Genomic DNA, 19,407 nt, shown 5'->3' on the forward strand with positions numbered 1-19,407 from the left:
ATGCCGGCGCACGCCTCGCATGTGGGAGCCCGGTCTTCGCGCCGCTCGTGGATGGACTGGCCACGGTCCGTCCGCCGCATGCAAGGCATTGGCCTTGCGGCATCGGCCTTGCTCGCGCTGTCGCCGGTTGCACAATCCCAGGCGTCCCCGCTCACGGATGAGACGCCCCCTGCCGCAGCCTCCGGCGAAGTGCCGGCCACGAGCGCCCCACCCATTCCGCCCAGGCTGCTGGAGAACTCTCCGGCGAAACTGCCCGAAGGCTTCCCGCTCACCCACCCCGTGGACGTGGAGTTGGAGCTCACGCTCGACGAAGCGGGCGAGGTCACGGACGTGCGCGTCGCGCGAGACGGCGCACCGCCCGAGCTGGTCCGCGCCGCGCTGCATGCGGCCACGGGCCTGCGCTTCCACCCGGCCATGTCCGGGGACACCCCGGTCGCGGTGCGCCTGCCCTTCACCTACCACTTCGAGCCCGCCATCCGCGCCGCCGTGCTCACCGGCCGCATCCGGGCCAAGGGCACCCGCAAGCCGCTCTCGGGCGCCGTCGTGCGCAGCGGTGAGCACGTCGCAGAAGCCGACCCGCAGGGCCACTTCGAGCTGCCCCTCCCGCCCGGCGAGCACTCGCTGCACATCACCTCGCCCGGACACCGGCTGCTCTATTTGAAGGAGACCCTGGAAGCCGACCAGCGCCTGGAGGTCGTCTACGCCCTGGAGCCGCTCGCACTGAATCCCTACGAGACGGTGGTGCGTGGCGCCCGGCCCCGCACCGAGGTCTCCCGCATCACCCTGCATGACCAGGAGCTGCGCGAGGTCCCCGGTACCATGGGCGACCCCTTCCGCGTGGTGATGCTGATGCCCGGCGTGACGACGCTGGCCTCCGGCCTCTCCTACCCCGTGGTGCGCGGCGTGCAGCCCTCCGCCAGCGCCTTCTACTTGGACGGCGTGCGCGTGCCCTTCCTCTACCACCTCATGGTGGGCGGCGCGGTGGTGCACCCGGACCTCATCGAGACGCTCGACTTCCAGGTCGGCGTGCCCTCCGCGCGCTACGGCAGCCTGCTGGGCGGCGCCGTGGACGCGCACATCAGCCGGCCTCGCGAGGACGGCATCCACGGCAGCGCCTACCTGGACCTCATCCACAGCGGCGTCTTCCTCGAGGTACCGCTGAAGGACACGGGCACGGTGGTCGCCGCCGCCGCGCGCATCAGCTACACGGGCCTCATCGTCACGCGCGTGGCCAACGCCATCACCGCGCCCTCTTCCTTCACGTCATCCGACGGCAGGCAGTTCACCAGCGGCGGCGACCCGAAGATGTACGCGGACTACTGGGACTACCAGGCCCGCGTGGACCAGCGCGTGGGACAGGGCCAGCTCCGGATGCTCGCGCTGGGGAGCTCGGACGCGGTGGGCCTGACGGCGCGCGCGCCCAATCAGGACTCCGGCGGCGTGGGCCTGCTGTTCCATCGGTTGGACGTGCGCGGCCGTCACCCCATCGCGGGCGGCGAGGCCGAGTTGGGCCTGACGTTCGGCTACGACAAGCTGGGCATCGACTTCGCCGACGACGGCAAGTACGACGGCGAATACATCCTGCGGCAGGGCAACGTGGCGTTGCGCGCGGGCTTCACGCGCGAGCTGTCGGACGCCGCGCGGTTGGAGCTCTTCGGGCAGCTCGAACGGCGCAGCGCGGACGTGGTGGCCGTCGGCATCTTCCGGCCCGTCGGCCCCGTGGAGGGCCCGGACGCGTACAACCGGCCCGACATCCTCGCCACCTTCGCGGGCGTGGGCGCGCAGCTCACGCTGAAACCGTCTGCGCGCTGGGCGCTGGTGCCCGGCGTGCGGGTGGACAGCTACCACGGCTTCGGAAGCCCCACGATGCTCGCGGTGGAGCCCCGGCTCGCGGTGCGCCATGCCCTCACGGACACTGTCACCCTCAAGACGGGCGCGGGCCTCTACCACCAGCCCGCCACCGTGCTGCTGCCGGTACCCGCCGGAGAGATGCTCGCGCTGGACCGGGGGCTGCAACGCGCGATGCAGTTCTCTGCGGGCGCGGAGTGGCGTCCGAGCCCGGAGCTGGAAATCCTCGCGGAGGCGTACTTCAACCCGCTGCAGCGCACGCTCGAGTTCAACTTCGAGGACGTCCTGAGCAACCTGCGCCGCCGGGGCCTGGAGGCGGACGACATCCAGGGACGCGGCCACACCTACGGCGTGGAGCTGATGGTGCGCCGGCCGCTGGGACGCAACTGGTTCGGCTGGGCCACCTACGGCTTCAACCAGAGCCAGCGCTTCGAACGCTACGCGCGCATGGGCCCCAACGGCGAGGAAGTGGGCCAGGCCGAAGGCTACCTGCCCTACGCCTTCGAGCAGGCCCACACATTCAAGGCCGCGCTCAGCTACCGCTTCCCCTTCGTCACGGTGGGCGCGGTGGCGCACTTCAATACTGGCCGTCCGGAGAGCGGCCAGTTCGGCTACCGCACCATGCAGCCGGGGACCACGGAGAACGGCACGCCGGAGTGGCGGCCCGTGAGCCGCGACGCCGTGGGGCGCCTGCCGCCCTTCTTCCGGCTGGACGTGCGCGCCTCCCACAGCTGGGCCTTCAACAACTTCGTGCTAGACGTCTACCTGGACGTCTTCAACGTCACCGCGCGCAGTGAGGTCATCAGCCGCAAGTACGGCTTCGAGGAGGCCTCCACGGGGGCCATCGACAAGCTGCGCGTCAGCACCATCGGCGTGCCCGTCATCCTACCCACCCTGGGCGCGAAGGGGACCTTCTGACCATGCTTCGCCTCACGCCCCTGCTCCCCCTGTGCCTGTCGCTCCTGGCGTGCGCGATGGAGCCGGATGACCCCGTGTTCCTCTCCGGCACCGCGCTGGAAGCGGATGGCTCGCCCTGGCGCGGAGGGCCGCTCCTCCTCACTCGCCCACTGCCCGTTCCCGTCCCGCCGAACACACCACCCCGCGTGCGCTTCGAGCCCTGGGCCGAGGTGACACCCGACGCGGACGGCCGCTTCCTCCACCGCCTCACTGCGAGGGAGACCGGCGCGGACGAGATTGTGCGTCCCATCCCCTGGTCGGCCCCCAATGCCTTCCAGCTCCTGCTGCCGCCGCGCACGGACGGTGGCAGGGACCTGATTGCCATGGAACTCAGCCGGGACTCGGACGCGCCGCCCCTGCGCCTCTGGAACAGCAACGTGCGAACCACCGAGGCCCCAGGCGGCGTCATGCTGGCGTGGGATGACATGCCGCAGGTCGCGGACATCCCCGAGCCCCGCTACTTCGTGGAGGCGCGCGGCCCCACGGGCCGTGCGTGGCTCATCCGGACCGGCGAGAAGGAGGCGCCCTGGCTGGGCCCGGAAATCCTCGAGGACTTCACGGATGGACACGCCCACGTCCAGGCCTTCTCCTCGGGCACGCGCGTCTGGGTGCACACGTCGCTCCCTTACTTCGCCGTCCACGACGCGCCGCCCTTCCGGCTGCCCTTCGCAGGACGCGTGCCCATCAGCCGGGGCGCGGACTGCCGCGGCGGCCGGAACGTCGTGAGCCCCTGCCCCTTCACCGATGGCCGACTCGAAGCCGTCAACGTCCCAGGGCCCCCTCAAGCGCTGGCCACGGAGCTCACGCTCATCCTGCCGCAGCCGGTGCGGCCCCGGCAGGTCGTCATCCGAGGCGCCCGGGTGGTGGGCGCCCCCGGCCAGGTGCTCCACGTAGAGGGCTTGGTGGACGGGAATGACTGGCAGCTCCTGAATACGAGCCCCGTGCTTCCCGACCCGACCTCAGGTCCCTACCTGGACGAGACGAACTCGGACTCGGGCAGCCAGGAACTCTATGTTCGGCTGGAGTTGCCGGTGGACGTGCCCGAGGTCCGCGAGGTGCGCGTGTGGTTCGGGAAGCCGCTTTCGAACGGCGAGCCGCCGCCCTTCAAGGCAAGCCTCAGCACCCTCCGCGAGGTCTCCCTCATCACCACGGAGGACGCAGTCCATCCTGGTCCGCGTGCCACGCCCCCGCGCGGGCTCCAGTGACTCCGCGCGCGGGAACGTGGGGCAGCAGGGACTCAGATGAAGTAGTCGGGGAGCAGCTCCGCCCCGGGCACCATCTGGTACTTGTCGAAGTCCGTCACGCCCACGCCGCGGAGGACCTCCTCGTCGATGCAGAAGTTGCCGGTGAACTCGCGGCTCGGCTTGGTGAGGATGGCGTAGGCCGCGTCCGCCATGATTTCCGGCGTCCGGCAGCCGCGGATGGTCTCATCCCCGCCCAGCAGGTTCTGCACCGCCGCGGTGGCGATGACGGTGCGCGGCCAGATGGCGTTCACCGCGATGCCGTCCGAGCGCAGCTCCTCCGCCATGCCCAGCACGCACATGCTCATGCCGAACTTCGCCATGGTGTACGCGACGTGGGGCGCGAACCAGCGCGCCTCCATGTTGAGCGGCGGCGAGTTGTTGAGGATGTGCGGGTTGCTGGCCTTCTTCAGGTACGGAATACACGCCTGCGAACACGCATACGTGCCACGCGTGTTGATGCCGTGCATCAGGTCAAAGCGCTTCATCGGCGTCTCGAGCGTGCCCGTGAGGCTGATGGCGCTGGCGTTGTTCACCAGGATGTCGATGCCGCCGAAGGTCTCCACCGCCTTGGCCACGGCGGCGGCAATCTGCTGCTCGTCGCGGATGTCCACGACACAGGGCAGCGCCTTGCCACCGGCCTTCTCGATTTCCTCCGCCGCCGTGTAGATGGTGCCGGGGAGCTTGGGGTGCGGCTCCGTCGTCTTGGCGGCGATGATGATGTTGGCGCCATCCCGGGCAGCGCGGAGGGCAATGGCCTTGCCGATGCCACGGCTGGCACCGGTGATGAACAGCGTCTTTCCCTGGAGATTGGACATGGGGTGTCCTCCTATCACGAACGGAAGGATGGCTTCCGAGGCGCCACCTGGGCGACGGGCCCCATCACTTCGCGCCCTCGGAGAAGGCGCGCTCGATGAGCATCTGCATGGGCGCGTGGGCCGGTAGCGTGCCAAACGTCTGTCCATGCGCTCCGCCCAGGCGGGACTCGCAGAAGGCATCCGACACGGCGGTGTTGCCCGCGCGAATCAGCAGCGACGCCTGGAGCGCCAGCGCCAGCCCTTCCACGATGGTGCGCGAGCGCGCCTCCAGCGAGTCCGTGTTCGCCAGCTCCTTGCCCAGCCGCGCGGTGGCCTCGTCGTAGGCGGGGTGCCCGCCCTGCGCGGCCAGGAGCTCGGCGAAGAGGGCTTCCCGGCTGGCCGGCTCGCGCGACGCCGCGCGCAGCACGTCCAGGCACTGGATGTTGCCGCTGCCCTCCCAGATGGAGTTGAGCGGGGCCTGCCGGTACAGGCGCGGCAGGTTCGTCTCCTCCACGTAGCCCGCGCCGCCCAGGCACTCCTGCGCCTCGTTGACGAAGGATGGCGTGCGCTTGCACACCCAGTACTTCCCCACCGCCGTGGCGATGCGGCAGAACGCGGCCTCCTTCTCGTCCCGAGGCGTGGCGTCCACCGCGCGGGAGACGCGCCCGGTGAGCGCGACATGGGCCTCCAGCTCCAGCGCCAGGTCCGCCAGCACGTTGCGCATCAGCGGCTGGTCAATGAGCCGCTTGCCGAACGCCACGCGGTGGCGCGTGTGGTGGATGGCCTGCACCAGCGCCTGACGCATCTGGCCGCTGGAGCCAATCATACAGTCCTGCCGCGTCAGCGCGACCATCTCCAGGATGGTGGGGACACCGCGGCCCTCCGCGCCCACCATCACCGCGTAGGCACCGTGCAGCTCCACCTCCGAGCTGGCGTTGCTCCAGTCGCCCAGCTTGTCCTTCAGCCGCTGGACGCGGATGGCATTGAGCGCGCCGTCCGGCGTGAAGCGCGGCATCAGGAAGCACGACAGGCCCCCCTCCGCGTGCGCCAGCACCAGGAAGGCGTCGCTCATGGGCGCGGAGAAGAACCACTTGTGGCCCACCAGCGCGTAGGGCTGACCGGGCCCGCGGCCTTCACCCAAGCGGTGCGCCTTGGTGGTGTTGGTGCGCACGTCGGAGCCACCCTGCTTCTCCGTCATGCCCATGCCAATGGTGGCGCCTGACTTCTGCGCGGCGGGGATGAAGCGGCTGTCGTAGGACGCCGAGCTCACGCGCGGCAGCCACTCCATCGCCACCTCCGGCTGGTGGCGCAGCGCGGGCACCGACGCATACGTCATCGTGAGCGGACAGCTCGTCCCCTGGTCCGCCTGGTTGTGCAGATAGAAGAGGGCCATGCGCGCCACGTGGGCGCCGGGCTTGTCCTCGTTGCGCCAGGCGAAACCGGACACGCCGTGGGCCATGCCCAGCTCCATCAGCCGGTGATACGCGGGATGGAACTCCACCTCGTCTCGGCGGTTGCCATAGCGGTCGAAGGGCCGGAACTTGGGCTTGTTCTCATTGGCGAGGAACGCCAGTTGCTGCATCTCCCCGCCCACCACGGGGCCGTACTTCGCCAGGTCGGCCTCCGCCCAACCGCCGCCTTCGCGGGCCACCACCTCGCGGAGCACGGTGTCCGTCGTCCACGCGTCGTACTCAAGCAGCGGAGGCTGATTCGTGACTTCGTGCGTGAGGAAACCGGCGGCAATGGCGTTGCGTTCAGTCATGATGAAGGTCCTCCTGGGGACGATGCCCGGTGCCCCTGAATTACCGTGAACACGCGCGGCAGGCCATCGCAACCCGAGGGGCGGATGCGGCGTGTCACCGCTTCTTCGCCTGCTCCAGCTCCTCGACCAGCAGCTCCGAAACCTTCCGCACACGCGGTATGTCGAGCGCGGACTTCGCGCAGACCAGATGCAGCTCGCTGGTGGCATAGGGCCCCAGGTCCAGGTCGAGCGGCACGAGGCTCCGCTCCCGCACGAAGCGGTGCCGCAGGTCGCCCAGCACCATGGCCCCGACGCCCGCCTCGGCCGCGGCCAGCATCACCAGGTAGTTGTCGGCGGTGAACACGGGCGAAAAGCCGGGGATGATGGACTCCAACTGGGGATTGGGCGGCGTCGCATCGAACGGCGGCGCCCAGGCCACCCACGGAATCTGCTGGAGCGTGGGCCGCCTGGGCAGCTTCGCCTTGAGCGACTTCGCCACGAAGACGGCGTTGCGAATCTGCACCCCATACACGCGCTTCAAGTCCGCGTTCGGCGGGCACCGGGCTCGCAGCGCGAGGTCCGCCTCGCCGCGCCCCAGGTCCAGGTACTGAATCCCGGAGAGCACCTCCAAGCGCAGCCCCGGGTGCTTCTTCGCCACCGCCCCCGAAAAAGGCGCGAGGAAGTCGAAGCACAGGTACGGCGCCGCCGTCACCCGCACCAGCCCCCGAGGCGACGTGTCCGACGACTCCGCCGCGCGGTGCAGCTCTCCGGCCCACTCCGCCATCTTCTTCGCCGGTAGCACCAGTCGCTCGCCCGCCGCCGTCAGCACCGCCCCGTCCACGCCCCGGCGGAACAGGGAGGCGCCCACCGCGTACTCCAGCGCCGCCAGCCGCCGGCTCACCGTGGGCTGACCGATGCGGAGCTGCCGCGCCGCCCCGCTGAAGCTGCCCGTCTCCGCGATGGCGAGGAACAGCCGCGCGTCATCCCAGGAGATATCCATGAATGCATGACCTCATGCCTGAATCGCCATTTTCCATCCATTCTTGCATCGCTACCTTGCGCCTGTCTCGACGTGCAGGAGCCCCACCATGCGGAACCGTTCCCTTGCCCTCTCGTTCGCCACCGTGCTCGCCACCGCCGCCCTCACGGGCTGCGCCGTCACCTCACATGGCGTGCAGCCCTCCGCGCTCGGCAAGGCGCGCCCTTCGTCGGAGCTGCTACCGATGCTGACGCAACCCGGCCCCGTGGAGCTGGAGACGGTCGTCTCCTGCGACTGGGCCGTGGAGCGCGGCGGCCTCATCAATCTGGACCACCCCACCGCGAAGCGCGCGGGCCTGGAGGACGGGGATGAACCGGTCCAGGTCTTCTTCCACGCCCTCCGCCACCCGGAGAAGGGGCTCTTCATCGTCGACACCGGCGTGGAGACGGCGCTGCGGGACGCGCCGGAGAAGGCCGCGATGCGCGGGCTCGTCGCTAGCGCCATGAACATGGAGAAGATGACGGTGCACGCGCCGCTGGGGGAGTGGCTGGCGAAGCAGCAACAGCCGCTGGCGGGCGTGTTCCTCACGCACCTGCATCTGGACCACATCACCGGCATGGCGGACGTGCCCGCCGGGACACCCGTCTACACCGGACCGGGTGAGGCCTCCGACCGCGCCTTCGTGAACCTCGTCGTCCAGGGCAACAGCGACCGGGCCCTGGCCGGCAAGCCGCCGCTGTCGGAGTGGACCTACGCGAGGGAGGACGCCGGCCTGTTCGACGGCGCGGTGGACATCTTCGGGGACGGCTCCGTGTGGGCGCTCTGGCTGCCCGGCCACACGCCCGGCACCACCGCGTACCTGGTGCGCTCCACGAAGGGCCCGGTGCTGCTCGCGGGGGACATCAGCCACACCCGCTGGGGCTGGGAGCACGACGTGGAGCCCGGCTCGTTCAACAACGACGCGGACCGGGCCACGGTGAGCTTCAAGAAGCTGCGCGCGTTCGCCCAGGCACACCCCGAGGTCGAGGTGCGCATGGGCCACCAACACTGACGCGCGGAGGCCTCAGTTCCGGGTGTGCTGCCGGAAGAAGTCCCACATGATGGAGGTGCCGTCCGGTCCGGACGGGTCTGCGAAGGGATAGCGCGAATCCCCGCCGGGCCAGGCGTGGTCCATCCCCTGGATTTCGATGTGCCGCGCCACCAGCGAGCCGCCGTAGACGTAGTCGTCCACCGTATACGCGCGCCCGCCGGGCACACGGGCCCGCGTCACCTGCGTGGCCACCGGACGGATGCTGTCGTTGGCCACCCCGTCATCGCCGTAGTCGCTGGTCTGGAGGAACTGCCGCGTCGCCTGCCGGCCGTTGACGATGTTGACGACGCTGTCCTTCGTCCCGTGCACGACGAGCACCGGCACCGTGTGACGCGGACGGCCCGAGCACTCCCACGCGTCCCGGCCCCGGTCATCCGGGTGGTAGATGCTGCCGAAGAGCATCGCGAAGCCCGTGCCCGAAATCGTGGTGGCCGCCTTGTACATGGCGCCCGCGCCAATCATCCCCGCCGCGAACACGTCCGAGTAGCAGGCCAGCAGCGTGCCCGTGAGCACCGCGCCGGAGCTGACGCCGCCCACGTAGATGCGGCGCGCATCCACCGCGTAGTGCCGCTTCACCTGCTCCACCATGCCCACGACGAGCGCCGGCTCCCCGTGGCCCCGCGTCTGGTTGAGCACCAGCATGAAGTTCCAGCACTGCGTGGGGTTCGCGAACGTCGCCTGGTTCGGGTACAGCACCAGGAACTTCTCCGCGTCCGCCTTTTCGTTGAGACGCGAGAGGCCGGCGAACTGGCTCGGGTTCTGGAAGCAGCCGTGCAGCGCCACCACCAGGGGAAGCGGCGTGTCCGCCTGGTAACCCGTGGGCACCCAGAGCTGGAAGCCCCGGGTCCCTTCGACGCCATGGACCCAGGTGCCGGCGCGCGCGGGGGCCGCGGCGGTGAGCGTGAGGACGGCGAGCAGCAACAACCCCGTGCGCGAGCACGTGACAGCGTTCCGCTTCATTGGCTGACTCCTTCGGGGTGGGGGAACCGCGCTCAGCCCGGCTGCCGCGCATCCGCCGCGGCGTCCTCGACTCCGGCCAGGAAGGCCTCCACTGCGTCGGCGACCTTGTCGGGCTGGTCATGCGGTGACGCATGGCCGGAATCACTCAACACCTGGAGCCGCGCGTTCGGCAGCAGGTCCACATAGGCCTGCTTCGTGGCCACGGGCGTGTAGTCCCTGTCGGACGCGAGCACCAGCACCGGGCAGGTGATGCCGCCCAGGTGCCGCATGACGCTCCACCCCACCAGCCCCTTCGTCGCGCGCAGGTACGCGTCCGGGTCGTTGGCGCTGAATATCTCCAGCGCGCGCTGACGAAGCGCTTCCTGCTCGGGCTTGGGGAAGAGCTTGGGCGCCAGGACCTTCGCCAGCACGGAGGGCCCCAGCAGCTTCAGCAGCGTCAGGCGCAGGCCGAACTCGAACTTGCGGCGCAGCGTGCGCGCCACCAGCTCCGGCCCGCTGTTGACGATGACCAGGCTGCGCACCAGCTCTGGCCGATCCACCGCGAGCTGGAACCCCATCATCCCGCCCATGGACAGGCCCACCACGTGGACGCCGGTGAGCCCCAGCGCGTCACACAGCCCGGCGATGTCCTGAGCGAAGCGCGGCACGCCATAGGCGCCCGGTGGCTTTCCGCTGCGGCCATGCCCCCGCGCATCTGGAACGATGACGCGATGGCGGCCCGTCAGTCTGGGTGCCACGGACTCCCAGTCCCGGCCAGAGGAGCCAAGCCCGTGAAGAAGCAGCACGGGGGTGCCCTCACCCGATTCCTCGAAGTAGAGGGAGAGCTCCTCGAGCTGGAGCAACGGCATGTTCGGACCCCAGATTCAGGTAGGAAGCGTGTCGAACCGCAGGTCCGAAGCTACATGAACGAACGTTCGTTTTTCAAGAGTACCCCATGAGCACCTCCCCCCGCTCTCGCCTGCGCGCCACGGATGCCCGCCTCCCCCCCACGGCGGCAGCCCCTCCCGAAGGCACGCGCCGACGCATCCTGGAGACGGCCCTGCAGCTCTTCGCGAGCCGCGGCTATCACGACACGTCCATTCGGGACCGGCGGCAGCCCTGGAGCTGCGGCCCAGCGCGCTGTACGCCCACTTCGCGGCCAAGGACCACGTCCTCGCGGAGCTGGTGCGCATTGGCCACGAGGCCCATTTCGAGGCGCTGGAGACCGCGTTCCGGGGCGCGAAGCCCACGCCCGCGGACCAGGTGCGCGCGCTGGTTCATGCGCACACGCGCGTCCACGCGGAGCATCCGCAGCTCGCGTTGGTGGTGAACGAGGAGTTCTACGCGCTGAGCCTGGAGCTGGCGGCGCCCGCGCAAGCGCTGCGGGACAAGGCCAACGCCATGTTGCTGGACGCCATCCAGCGCGGCATGGCCCAGGGGCAGTTCTCCCCGCTCCATCCCCAAATCACCGCCGCGGCGATTGTGGGGATGGGCTCGCGCATCCCCCACTGGTTCGAACCCGGCGGCCCCATCGCGGTGGAGACCCTGGCGAAGACCCACGCCGAGCTGGCGCTGCGGATGCTGGGAAGTGTCTCCGGCGCGTGAGGCCGGGCGACAAGGCTCGTCTGCACGGCGGGTTGCCGACCGTTGAATTTTCCCAACACGCTCGCGTCAGCAGGCGCATCCACCGCAACGGCGGATCCTTCCTCACGCTGGATACCCTCACATGACCACTCCCCGCACGCTCTGGAAGCTCACGACCCTCTCCCTCATGTTGTCCGCTCCCGCCTTCGCTGCGGACTGGCGCGATGACGGCAACGTCGGGCGCAAGAATTTCAAGAGCGCCGACGATGTCGAACAGGCCCAGGAGGACCGGGGCTTCGCGCTGGGACTGCGTGCGGGCTACGGCGTCCCACTGGGGCACGCCGCGGGCTCCGACCTCGGCGAAACCCCCAAGATGAGCGAGGTGTTCAAGAGCGCCATCCCCTTGCAGGTGGAGGCGGGATACTTCTTCAACTCGAATGTCTACCTGGGGGCCTACTTTCAGTACGCGCCCGTGCTGCTCGCCGAGGACTGCGAATCGGACGTCAGCTGCTCCGCCGATCAGATGCGCTTCGGCATCAACGCGTCCTACCACTTCCGGGCGGGAGAGAAGCTCAGGCCCTGGATGGGCCTGGGCATCGGCTACGAGATGCTCAACCTGAAAGTATCCTCGAGCGAGGCCGGCGTGGAGGCCACCATTGGCACGGGCGTCCGCGGCATCGAGTTCGCCGCCCTCCAGGCCGGCGCCGACTATCGCATCAACGACACGTTCTCCATCGGGCCCTACCTGTCGCTGGCGGCCGGCGTCTACCAGTCGTCGACCTCCAGCATGGAGATGAAGAACGTGCCCATCATTGGTGATGTCTCCGAGTCGGAGTCGGAGAGCATCGACAACAAGACGGTCCACGCCTGGCTGTCCGGCGGCGTGCGGGCGCAGTTCCGCTTCTAGGCCGCGCCCACCTCAGTCCAGCAGGTGCGGGTTGCGCAGGATGAGCAACCCCGCCTGCACGGTGGCGGCGTAGTCGTTGAGATGCCCAGCGTCGACAAGCACCGTGGCATCCCGGCTTCCGCCCGCAGCAAGCGCCGCATCCACCTTCTTCGCCCCCTGGTTGTACGCGGCGAGCGCCAGCCGCCAGTCGCCATAGCGCGCGTGCAGGTCCGACAGCAGCGAGGCGGCGGCCTCGGTTTCACGCGCCACGTCCAGCCGCTCGTCCCGCGCGTCGCTCACCTCCAGCCCGTAGCGCCGCGCCGTCTCCGGGATGAACATCCACACGCCAGCGCCGCGCAGGCCCGGCGCCAGCGAGGGCCGGCCATCCGTCTCCGGCATGTTCGTCGCCGCGGATTCGACGACGGCCACGGCCAGCAGTCCCTCGGGCAGGCCCCGAGCGCGCAACGGCGCGGAGAGCGCCTCCCGCTGCGTCACCAGGTTCGCCAGCGCGCGCTTCATGAACGCGCGGCCCTTCTCCGAACCGGTGAGCGTGTTGAGCCGCGCCAACACATGCGCGTCCACCACCACCGGCAAATCTCCTCCGGCTGGCTGGACCGGGCGAGCGCCTGCGCCTCCGCGAGCGTCACCGCGCGGCCCTGCGCCGCGCCTTGTGACAGCGCCGCGAGCGGCACCAGGACGAGACACAGCGCGGCCAGGAGCGCGGAAACACCCTGGGCACGGGCGGGACGAGGCTGGAAGAGCATCTGGATTCTCCGGGTGGTGGGGTGGGACATGCCGGTGACACCGGCGGGAAGGGGGACTCGGGCCGCACCGACAAGGCCGCCTGGAGCAGGCACCGCGCGTAGGCCTGCGCCTGGGCCCGACCAGTGGCCACCAGCGCTTCGTCACACGCCAACTCCTGGAGCGAGGCCATCCACCGGGACAGGGCATATGCGCCCGGATGCCAGAAGAAGGCGCCCGTGAGGACGAGCCGCGCGAAGGCCCGGTGCGTGTCGCGCTGACGGTGGTGTTGAAGCTCGTGAAGCACCGTCAGCCGGAAGGACTCCGCGTCCTCCAGCAGCGCGGGCGGTACCACCACCCACGCGGAAGGCTGACGCCCGGCGCGAGGAAACCACGCGGAGAAGGCCGGCATGCCCGCCTCCCCCACCACCACAGCGACGCGCCCCACGCCGCGCACGCGGGGCAGCGACTCCAACTGACGCAGCAGGCGCGCATGCCGCACCAGCGCCCGTGTGATGGAGGCGCCTCCTCCCACCAAGAGCGCCAGCGCCGCCGCGGGCAGCACGGGCGGCAGCGCGGGCGCGGACTCCCGAGCCCGCGCAGGCTCCGCCACCGGACGCGGCTCCCACAAGGGCGCGGGCAGCCGTCCCGCGTGGCGCGCCACGGAACGCTCGAAGGTGAAGCGGGGCCCGGTGGGCACCAGCGCGTGCACGGCCGCGGCCAACAACGGCAGCACCAGCGCGAGCAGCAACACGCCACGCGCCACCTTCAAGGACTGCCGCGCCGACAGGGGACGGCCCAGCCGCGACAGCAGCGTCAGCGCCAGCCAGGCCAGCGGCGGCGCTACGGCGAGCAGCAGCGCCTGCGTCAGATAGAGCGACGCGAGCCCACGCAGCGCGGCGCTCACGGCTTGCGCCCCTTCGCGTCGAGCAGCTTGCGGAGCTGGTCCACGTCCGAGGCGGACAGGGGCACTGCCTCCACCAGCCGCGCCACCAGCGCGGAGGGCGTGCCGTCGAACACCGTCTCCACCAGGTGGCGCACGCTCTGCGCCTCATAGGCGTCGCGCGGCAACACCGCCGAGTACAGGTGGCCACGGCCCTGCTTGCGGCTGTGCACCACGCCCTTCTGCTCCAGGATGCGCAGCACCGTGGAGACGGACGTGTACGCCAGCTCGCGCTCCGGCGGCAGCGCGGCGAGCACGTCCGCCACACTCACCTCACCGAGGCGCCAGACGATGTGCATCAACTCCAGCTCCACCGGCGTCAACGGCCGTGGAGCCACTTCGGGCTCAGGCTTGCGAGTCACGAGCGAACCTCCGTGACGCGCAATCTACTAAGAGATTAGTTCCAAATCAACTAACCACTTAGTTGCTCGCTAATGGAGCTCCTGCCCCTACACCCCCAGCGCCTCCCGCAGCTCCGGCAGACGCCGCGACCGCACCGCGCCGTAGACGAACCGGTCCGGACGCAGCACCACCACGTCCGCGGCGTGCTTGGAGAACCAGTCCGCCAGCTTTCCGGTGACGTCCACCACCGCGGGTGCATCCTCCGAGGCCTCGTCCACCGCCTCCGCCGGAGGATGGAACGTCATCATGCGGCCACCCAGCGACTCGGCCAGCTCGCGCGCCGCCTCCAGCTCCGCCGACGGCGCGTTGCCCCGGCACAGCACCGTGAATTCATTGCCCAGGGTGTCGTCCAGCAGGACCTCCTCACCCGACGGCAGCTTCACGCGCGGCTGGATGAAGTACTCGCCCTTGTCGCCGAAGTAGTAGCCGCTCGCGTGCGCCGGGGCCTCCTTGAACTCGAAGCCCTCGATGAACTTGCGCACCCGGGGGATGCGCTGAAGGGTGCGCAGCAGCGCGTCACGCGCCGAGGCCACCAGGGGGTTGCGCGCCAGGAACAGGTGCCCCACCCGCACACACAGCTTCTGCACCGCCTCCACATGCGGCCGGCGCTCCTGCTCATAGGTGTCCAGCAGCGACGCGGAGGACTGCCCGTGCAGCACGCGCTTCAGCTTCCACGCCAGGTTGGATGCATCCCGCATCCCCGACACCAGGCCCTGGCCCATGAAGGGCGGCATGGTGTGCGCCGCGTCGCCCAGCAGGAAGACGTTGCCCTGGCGCCAACGCGCCGCGTTGAGGCAGTGGAACGTGTAGACCGAGGCACGCTCGATGCGCACGCGCTTGGGGTCCACGTACGGCGCGATGAGCTCGGAGATGGTCTCCGACTTCTCCAGGTGCTCGCGCGTCTCGCCGGGCATCATCATGAACTCCCAGCGAATCTGGTTCACCGCGCCGGTGGCCACGAAGGCCGGACGCTTCGGGTCGCACACGAAGCGGCAGATTTCCGGCACCTCCCCTTCCACCACGGTGCCGGACACCGCCAGCCAGGGCTCGCCATAGGCCCGCCCCGACATCGAGATGCCCAGCGCCTTGCGCACGGTGCTGCGCGCGCCGTCACACGCCAGCAGGTACTTCGCGCGGACGGAGCGCTGCTCGCCCGTGAACGAGTCGTGGTAGCGCACCGTCACCCCGTCGGAGTCCTGCACCACGGCCTCCACGCTCACGCCCTTGCGCAGCTCCACATGCTCGAAGCGGTTGAGCCCGTCGCGCAGCGCGCCCTCCAGCAGCGGCTGGTGGAAGAACCACAGCGGCGTGTGGCCGAAGCCGAAGTCCGTCTCGCCGGTGTGAATCTCCGCGAAGCGCTTGCCCGTGCCGCCCACGTACTCCGCGAAACGGCTTTCCCGCATGTCGCTTTGCAACAAATCCAACAGTCCGGTGGACTGGTAGATGCGCAGGCCCTCGTCGTCGCACGAGAAGGCCCGGGGCTCGCCGTGCGGCGCCACGTCCCGCTCCAGCAGCAAGGTGCGCACACCCATGAGACCCAGCAGGTTGCCCGTCAACGCGCCCACCGGACCACACCCGCTGATGATGACGTCCACCTGCGTGTCCGTCTGCTGACTGTCACAACCCATGGATGCCTCCCGGGGCAATGTCTGGCATTTTTAATAACGAATCAGGTGTGACCACGGTGTGACGGGTCCGGAAGCCTGGATCAGCATCCGCTCAGAGCGGCGAGCTGCCGTGTGACGGAAAAACCACACGCAAAAATTGTCACTGCTGGGGCAATCCCTACCCGTTACGGAGGTTTTCGGCGGACGTGTTACCTTAGAGCCCCGCCCATGCGAGGAATCCCGGAGGACATGGCAGCCGACGGCCTGGTAAATACACAACGCTTTCGCCTGGAACTCTTGGGCGAAGCCCGGCTCCGGGTCGGCGACACACGCATCCCGCTGGAGCGGCGGACCGCGGCGGTGCTCGCATGGTTGGCATTGGAAGGCCCTCACCCGAAGTACCGTCTGGCCGGACTCCTGTGGGCGGAGTCCGGGGAGGCGACCGCGCGCAACAACATGCGCCAGCTGCTGCGCCGGCTGCGGCTCGCCTGCGGCGCGGAGCTGGTCCAGGGCACCGATGTCCTCTCGCTGTGTGAGGGGGTTGTCTCGGACGCCGCCGAACTCCAGGCCCACGTGCTCGAGGGGCGATACGCGGAAGCCCTCGCGCTGGAAGGCGTTCTCCTGGGTGTCCTGGAATACGAAGATTGCTCAGAATTCCAAACATGGTTGGAAGGCGCGCGTGAGCGGTTGGACAAGCTTCGCCGCCGGGCCGCCGTGGCGGAGTCGGAGTCGCGGGAGAAGCGAGGGGACCTGACGGGTGCACTGGCGCTCGCGGAGCAGCTCCTCGCCATGGACCCGTATTCGGAAGAAGCGTGGCGCCGGCTGATGCGGCTGCACTACGTGGCGGGCGACCGCATGGCCGCGCTCAACGCCTTCGAGCGGTGCCGCCGCCTGCTGCGCGAGGAGCTGGACACCACGCCGCTGCCGCAGACGGTGGCCCTCGCGCGCGAAATCGAGCGGGGCCCGCCCGCCCCCAGGCAGGTGCCCCCACCCACGAGCCGGCTGCCCCTCTCCGTGCTCCGGCCACCGGTCCTGGTGGGCCGCGAGCGCGAGTGGGCGCGGATGGAGGCCGCCTGGGAGGCGGGGCAGACCATCTTCATCGCTGGCGAGCCGGGCGTGGGCAAGACGCGCCTGGCCCATGACTTCGCGGCGTCGCGGGGTAACTACCTGCTGCTGGAGGCGCGGCCCGGCGAACAGAGCGTGCCCTACGCCTCGCACGTGCGGCTGGTGCGGCAGATGCTGGCCCGGGTTCCCGACCCGGACCTGCCGCGCTGGGTGCGGCGCGAGCTGGCTCGCCTGCTGCCGGACCAGGCCGGGCAGGAAGGCCTGCCCCCGCCCATGGCGGATGAGGCCGATCGCAGCCGCTTCCTGGAAGCGCAGTGCCAGCTCGTCTACCAGCTCGCGGCCAGCGTGGACGCCATGGTGGCCGACGACCTCCAGTTCATGGACAGCGCCACCGCGGAGTTCGCGGTGCTGATGCTGTCGCGCCGCCACGCGCCCGAGCCCGGCGGCCGTTTCCCGCGCTTCATCGACACCTACCGGACGGATGAGCTGTCGCCCCAGGCCACCGTCTTCGTCCAGCAGTTGGTGACCGCGGGGCTGGCCATCCTGGTGGAGTTGCAGCCCCTGGGCTCCTCGGCGGTGGGCGCGCTGCTCCAGAGCCTGGAGCTTCCCGGCGCGGAGAAGCTGGTGCAGGACGTGACGCGGCACACCGGCGGCAACCCGCTCTTCATCACCGAGACGCTGAAGTACCTGCTGGAGACCGGCGGCCTGGAACGCGGCTGGCCCGAACACGTCCCCGCCTCCGGCCGGGGCCAGCAGCTCATCCAGCAGCGGCTGGAGCGGCTGTCCCCCTCCGCGCTGCTGGTGGCCCGGCTGGCGGCGCTGGCCAAGACGGACTTCACGCTGGAGCTGGCCAGCGAGGTGCTGGAGATGAACCCGCTGGCGCTCGTCACGCACGTGGCGGAGCTGGAAGGCGCGCAGATTCTGAGGGGCGAGCGCTTCACCAATGACTTGCTCTTCGAGGTGGTGCGCCAGGGCGTCCCCGGCGCGCTGGGCACGCTGCTCCACCGCCGGCTCGCCGTGGCCCTGGAGCAGCGCGGCGCCGCGCCCGTCGTCGTGGCCCAGCACTGGCTGGACGGCCACGAGCCACGCCGCGCGGCCCCTTCCTCGTCTCCGCCGCCAACGCGGAGGCCGCCGCCCTGCGCCACCTGGAGGCCGCCCTGCTCTACCACCGAGCCGCCGCGCTGCTGGACGAGACGGGCAACGCCGACGAAGCGGCGCTCGTGCGGGGCCGCGTGCGCAACATCCCCTCCGCGTAGTCTGCTCGGCTCAGCGAGGTGCCGCCGGTCACCTCGCGCGCCACGTCCAGGAAGGCATTCAGGGCGTTGAGCGGCGCCAAGGCCATTGTGAAGACTTTCTAATCAGCGCGTCCCGATTTCAGCTGTGACGCGCGAGCGAGAGCAGACGCATATTCCGTTCCGTCGAGCAGTGACAACAACACCCCAAGGCCCAGGAGAGCACCTCTCATGATTCCCGTTCGCGGCTATGCCGCCCAGGACGCCAAGTCCCCCCTCGCCCCGTTCCAGTTCGAGCGCCGCGAGCCCGGCCCCAGCGACGTGCAGATTGAAATCCTCTACTGCGGCGTCTGCCACTCCGACCTGCACCAGGCGCGCGACGAATGGGGCGGCTCCCTGTACCCCATGGTTCCAGGCCACGAAATCATCGGCCGCGTGGTCCGCGTGGGGGACCAGGTGACGAAGGTCAAGGTCGGTGACATGGCCGGCGTCGGCTGCATGGTCGACTCCTGCCGCACCTGCCCCAGCTGCCAGGAAGGCCTGGAGCAGTACTGCGAGAAGGGCAACGTCCAGACGTACAACGCCAAGGCGAAGGACGGGAAGACGCTCAACCAGGGCGGCTACAGCGAGGCCATCGTCGTGGACGAGGCCTTCACGCTGAAGATTCCGGAGAACCTGGACCCGGCCGCCGCCGCGCCGCTGCTGTGCGCCGGCATCACCACGTACTCGCCGCTGCGGCACTGGAAGGTGCAGCCGGGTCAGCGCGTGGGCGTGGTGGGCCTGGGCGGACTGGGCCACATGGGCGTGAAGCTGGCCAAGGCCATGGGCGCCCACGTCACCGTCTTCAGCCACACCGACCGCAAGAAGCAGGACGCCGCGCGCCTGGGCGCCGACGCCGTCGTGGTCTCCTCGAACAAGGAGGAGATGGCCGCGCAGACGGGCAGGTTCGACTTCATCCTCGACACCGTCTCCGCGCAGCACGACATCAACGCGTACCTGCGGCTGCTGCGACGGGACGGCCACCTGGTCCTCGTCGGCGCCCCGGAGAAGCCGCTCGACGTCCGCCCCTTCTCCCTCATCCCCACGCGGCGGAGCTTCTCGGGCTCGATGATTGGGGGTATCCAGGAAACACAGGAAATGCTAGACTTCTGCGGCAAGCACAACATCGTCTCCGACATCGAGCTGATTTCCATCCAGCAGGTGAATGACGCCTACGAGCGGCTGCTGAAGGGAGACGTGAAGTACCGGTTCGTCATCGACCTCGCGAGTCTGCGGAAGTAGCCGCCCGGGAGCTCCGGCTCCCACCTCGCGGGACAACAGCCGATAGGCAACGACTGCCTCGGCTCGAAGTCGCG

Annotated in this window: 14 protein-coding genes and 1 pseudogene; 7 read left to right on the forward strand and 8 right to left on the reverse strand. The window is 69.8% G+C overall.

The window, feature by feature from the left end:
* Window positions 1-78: 78 nt before the first annotated feature.
* Together QEG98_RS40250 and QEG98_RS40255 are read left to right on the forward strand one after the other, a co-directional pair.
* Window positions 79-2,766: a TonB-dependent receptor domain-containing protein gene (locus tag QEG98_RS40250; protein ID WP_316565127.1), complete on the forward strand. Its 2,688-nt coding sequence runs from the start codon at window positions 79-81 to the stop codon at window positions 2,764-2,766.
* A gap of 2 nt (window positions 2,767-2,768) precedes the next feature.
* A complete protein-coding gene (locus tag QEG98_RS40255; RefSeq protein ID WP_316565128.1) occupies window positions 2,769-4,010 on the forward strand; it encodes a hypothetical protein in 1,242 nt (413 codons plus the stop codon).
* Between the two features lie 32 nt (window positions 4,011-4,042).
* Here QEG98_RS40255 and QEG98_RS40260 read toward each other — a convergent pair whose 3' ends face one another.
* The 3 genes from QEG98_RS40260 to QEG98_RS40270 form a co-directional block, all read right to left on the reverse strand.
* Entirely contained in the window at window positions 4,043-4,864 is an 822-nt protein-coding gene (locus tag QEG98_RS40260; RefSeq protein ID WP_316565129.1) for an NAD(P)-dependent oxidoreductase, read from the reverse strand.
* 64 nt (window positions 4,865-4,928) lie between these two features.
* Complete coding sequence (locus tag QEG98_RS40265; protein ID WP_316565130.1) at window positions 4,929-6,605, reverse strand: isovaleryl-CoA dehydrogenase; 1,677 nt, start codon at window positions 6,603-6,605, stop codon at window positions 4,929-4,931.
* A gap of 94 nt (window positions 6,606-6,699) precedes the next feature.
* Window positions 6,700-7,584, reverse strand: coding sequence for a LysR family transcriptional regulator (locus QEG98_RS40270; RefSeq protein WP_316565131.1), 885 nt, complete (start codon window positions 7,582-7,584; stop codon window positions 6,700-6,702).
* Window positions 7,585-7,672: 88 nt separating this feature from the next.
* Between QEG98_RS40270 and QEG98_RS40275 the strand changes: the two genes are divergently transcribed.
* A complete protein-coding gene (locus tag QEG98_RS40275; RefSeq protein ID WP_316565132.1) occupies window positions 7,673-8,614 on the forward strand; it encodes an MBL fold metallo-hydrolase in 942 nt (313 codons plus the stop codon).
* Window positions 8,615-8,626: 12 nt separating this feature from the next.
* Here the strand turns inward: QEG98_RS40275 and QEG98_RS40280 are convergent, their stop codons facing one another.
* Window positions 8,627-9,613, reverse strand: coding sequence for a PHB depolymerase family esterase (locus QEG98_RS40280; protein WP_316565133.1), 987 nt, complete (start codon window positions 9,611-9,613; stop codon window positions 8,627-8,629).
* 32 nt (window positions 9,614-9,645) lie between these two features.
* Window positions 9,646-10,461: an alpha/beta hydrolase gene (locus QEG98_RS40285; protein WP_316565134.1), complete on the reverse strand. Its 816-nt coding sequence runs from the start codon at window positions 10,459-10,461 to the stop codon at window positions 9,646-9,648.
* 316 nt (window positions 10,462-10,777) lie between these two features.
* Here QEG98_RS40285 and QEG98_RS40290 point away from each other — a divergent pair, with 316 nt between their 5' ends.
* Window positions 10,778-11,197, forward strand: coding sequence for a TetR/AcrR family transcriptional regulator (locus QEG98_RS40290; RefSeq protein ID WP_316565135.1), 420 nt, complete (start codon window positions 10,778-10,780; stop codon window positions 11,195-11,197).
* Between the two features lie 166 nt (window positions 11,198-11,363).
* Entirely contained in the window at window positions 11,364-12,083 is a 720-nt protein-coding gene (locus QEG98_RS40295) for an outer membrane beta-barrel protein (RefSeq protein ID WP_316565136.1), read from the forward strand.
* Window positions 12,084-12,095: 12 nt separating this feature from the next.
* Here the strand turns inward: QEG98_RS40295 and QEG98_RS40300 are convergent.
* The 3 genes and pseudogenes from QEG98_RS40300 to QEG98_RS40310 all read right to left on the reverse strand — a co-directional run bounded on the left by QEG98_RS40300 (window position 12,096) and on the right by QEG98_RS40310 (window position 15,776).
* Window positions 12,096-13,710: pseudogene (locus QEG98_RS40300) on the reverse strand (transglycosylase SLT domain-containing protein).
* A complete protein-coding gene (locus tag QEG98_RS40305; RefSeq protein WP_316565137.1) occupies window positions 13,707-14,108 on the reverse strand; it encodes a BlaI/MecI/CopY family transcriptional regulator in 402 nt (133 codons plus the stop codon). The pseudogene QEG98_RS40300 and the gene QEG98_RS40305 overlap by 4 nt, the downstream one beginning before the upstream one ends.
* Window positions 14,109-14,195: 87 nt before the next feature.
* Window positions 14,196-15,776, reverse strand: coding sequence for a bifunctional 3-(3-hydroxy-phenyl)propionate/3-hydroxycinnamic acid hydroxylase (locus tag QEG98_RS40310; RefSeq protein ID WP_316565138.1), 1,581 nt, complete (start codon window positions 15,774-15,776; stop codon window positions 14,196-14,198).
* A gap of 228 nt (window positions 15,777-16,004) precedes the next feature.
* On the opposite strand from QEG98_RS40310, the gene QEG98_RS40315 reads away from it, so the two are divergent.
* Both QEG98_RS40315 and QEG98_RS40320 read left to right on the forward strand, forming a co-directional pair.
* On the forward strand, window positions 16,005-18,146 hold the full coding sequence (locus tag QEG98_RS40315) for a BTAD domain-containing putative transcriptional regulator (RefSeq protein ID WP_316565139.1): 2,142 nt from the start codon (window positions 16,005-16,007) through the stop codon (window positions 18,144-18,146).
* A 137-nt stretch (window positions 18,147-18,283) separates the two neighbouring features.
* Window positions 18,284-19,333 carry an NAD(P)-dependent alcohol dehydrogenase gene (locus QEG98_RS40320; RefSeq protein WP_090495640.1) on the forward strand — a complete coding sequence of 350 codons (1,050 nt, stop codon included), beginning with the start codon at window positions 18,284-18,286 and terminating at the stop codon, window positions 19,331-19,333.
* The last annotated feature ends 74 nt before the right edge of the window (window positions 19,334-19,407 follow it).

Source organism: Myxococcus sp. MxC21-1, assembly GCF_032612255.1.
GTDB classification, from domain to species: domain Bacteria; phylum Myxococcota; class Myxococcia; order Myxococcales; family Myxococcaceae; genus Myxococcus; species Myxococcus virescens.

Coding starts and splice junctions, on each gene's coding strand:
- QEG98_RS40255 (WP_316565128.1), top strand. CDS start 2,769: ATGCTTCGCCTCACGCCCCTGCTCCCCCTGTGCCTGTCGCTCCTGGCG.
- QEG98_RS40250 (WP_316565127.1), top strand. CDS start 79: ATGCAAGGCATTGGCCTTGCGGCATCGGCCTTGCTCGCGCTGTCGCCG.
- QEG98_RS40265 (WP_316565130.1), bottom strand. CDS start 6,605: ATGACTGAACGCAACGCCATTGCCGCCGGTTTCCTCACGCACGAAGTC.
- QEG98_RS40280 (WP_316565133.1), bottom strand. CDS start 9,613: ATGAAGCGGAACGCTGTCACGTGCTCGCGCACGGGGTTGTTGCTGCTC.
- QEG98_RS40285 (WP_316565134.1), bottom strand. CDS start 10,461: ATGCCGTTGCTCCAGCTCGAGGAGCTCTCCCTCTACTTCGAGGAATCG.
- QEG98_RS40270 (WP_316565131.1), bottom strand. CDS start 7,584: ATGGATATCTCCTGGGATGACGCGCGGCTGTTCCTCGCCATCGCGGAG.
- QEG98_RS40320 (WP_090495640.1), top strand. CDS start 18,284: ATGATTCCCGTTCGCGGCTATGCCGCCCAGGACGCCAAGTCCCCCCTC.
- QEG98_RS40310 (WP_316565138.1), bottom strand. CDS start 15,776: ATGGGTTGTGACAGTCAGCAGACGGACACGCAGGTGGACGTCATCATC.
- QEG98_RS40315 (WP_316565139.1), top strand. CDS start 16,005: ATGGCAGCCGACGGCCTGGTAAATACACAACGCTTTCGCCTGGAACTC.
- QEG98_RS40295 (WP_316565136.1), top strand. CDS start 11,364: ATGTTGTCCGCTCCCGCCTTCGCTGCGGACTGGCGCGATGACGGCAAC.
- QEG98_RS40275 (WP_316565132.1), top strand. CDS start 7,673: ATGCGGAACCGTTCCCTTGCCCTCTCGTTCGCCACCGTGCTCGCCACC.
- QEG98_RS40260 (WP_316565129.1), bottom strand. CDS start 4,864: ATGTCCAATCTCCAGGGAAAGACGCTGTTCATCACCGGTGCCAGCCGT.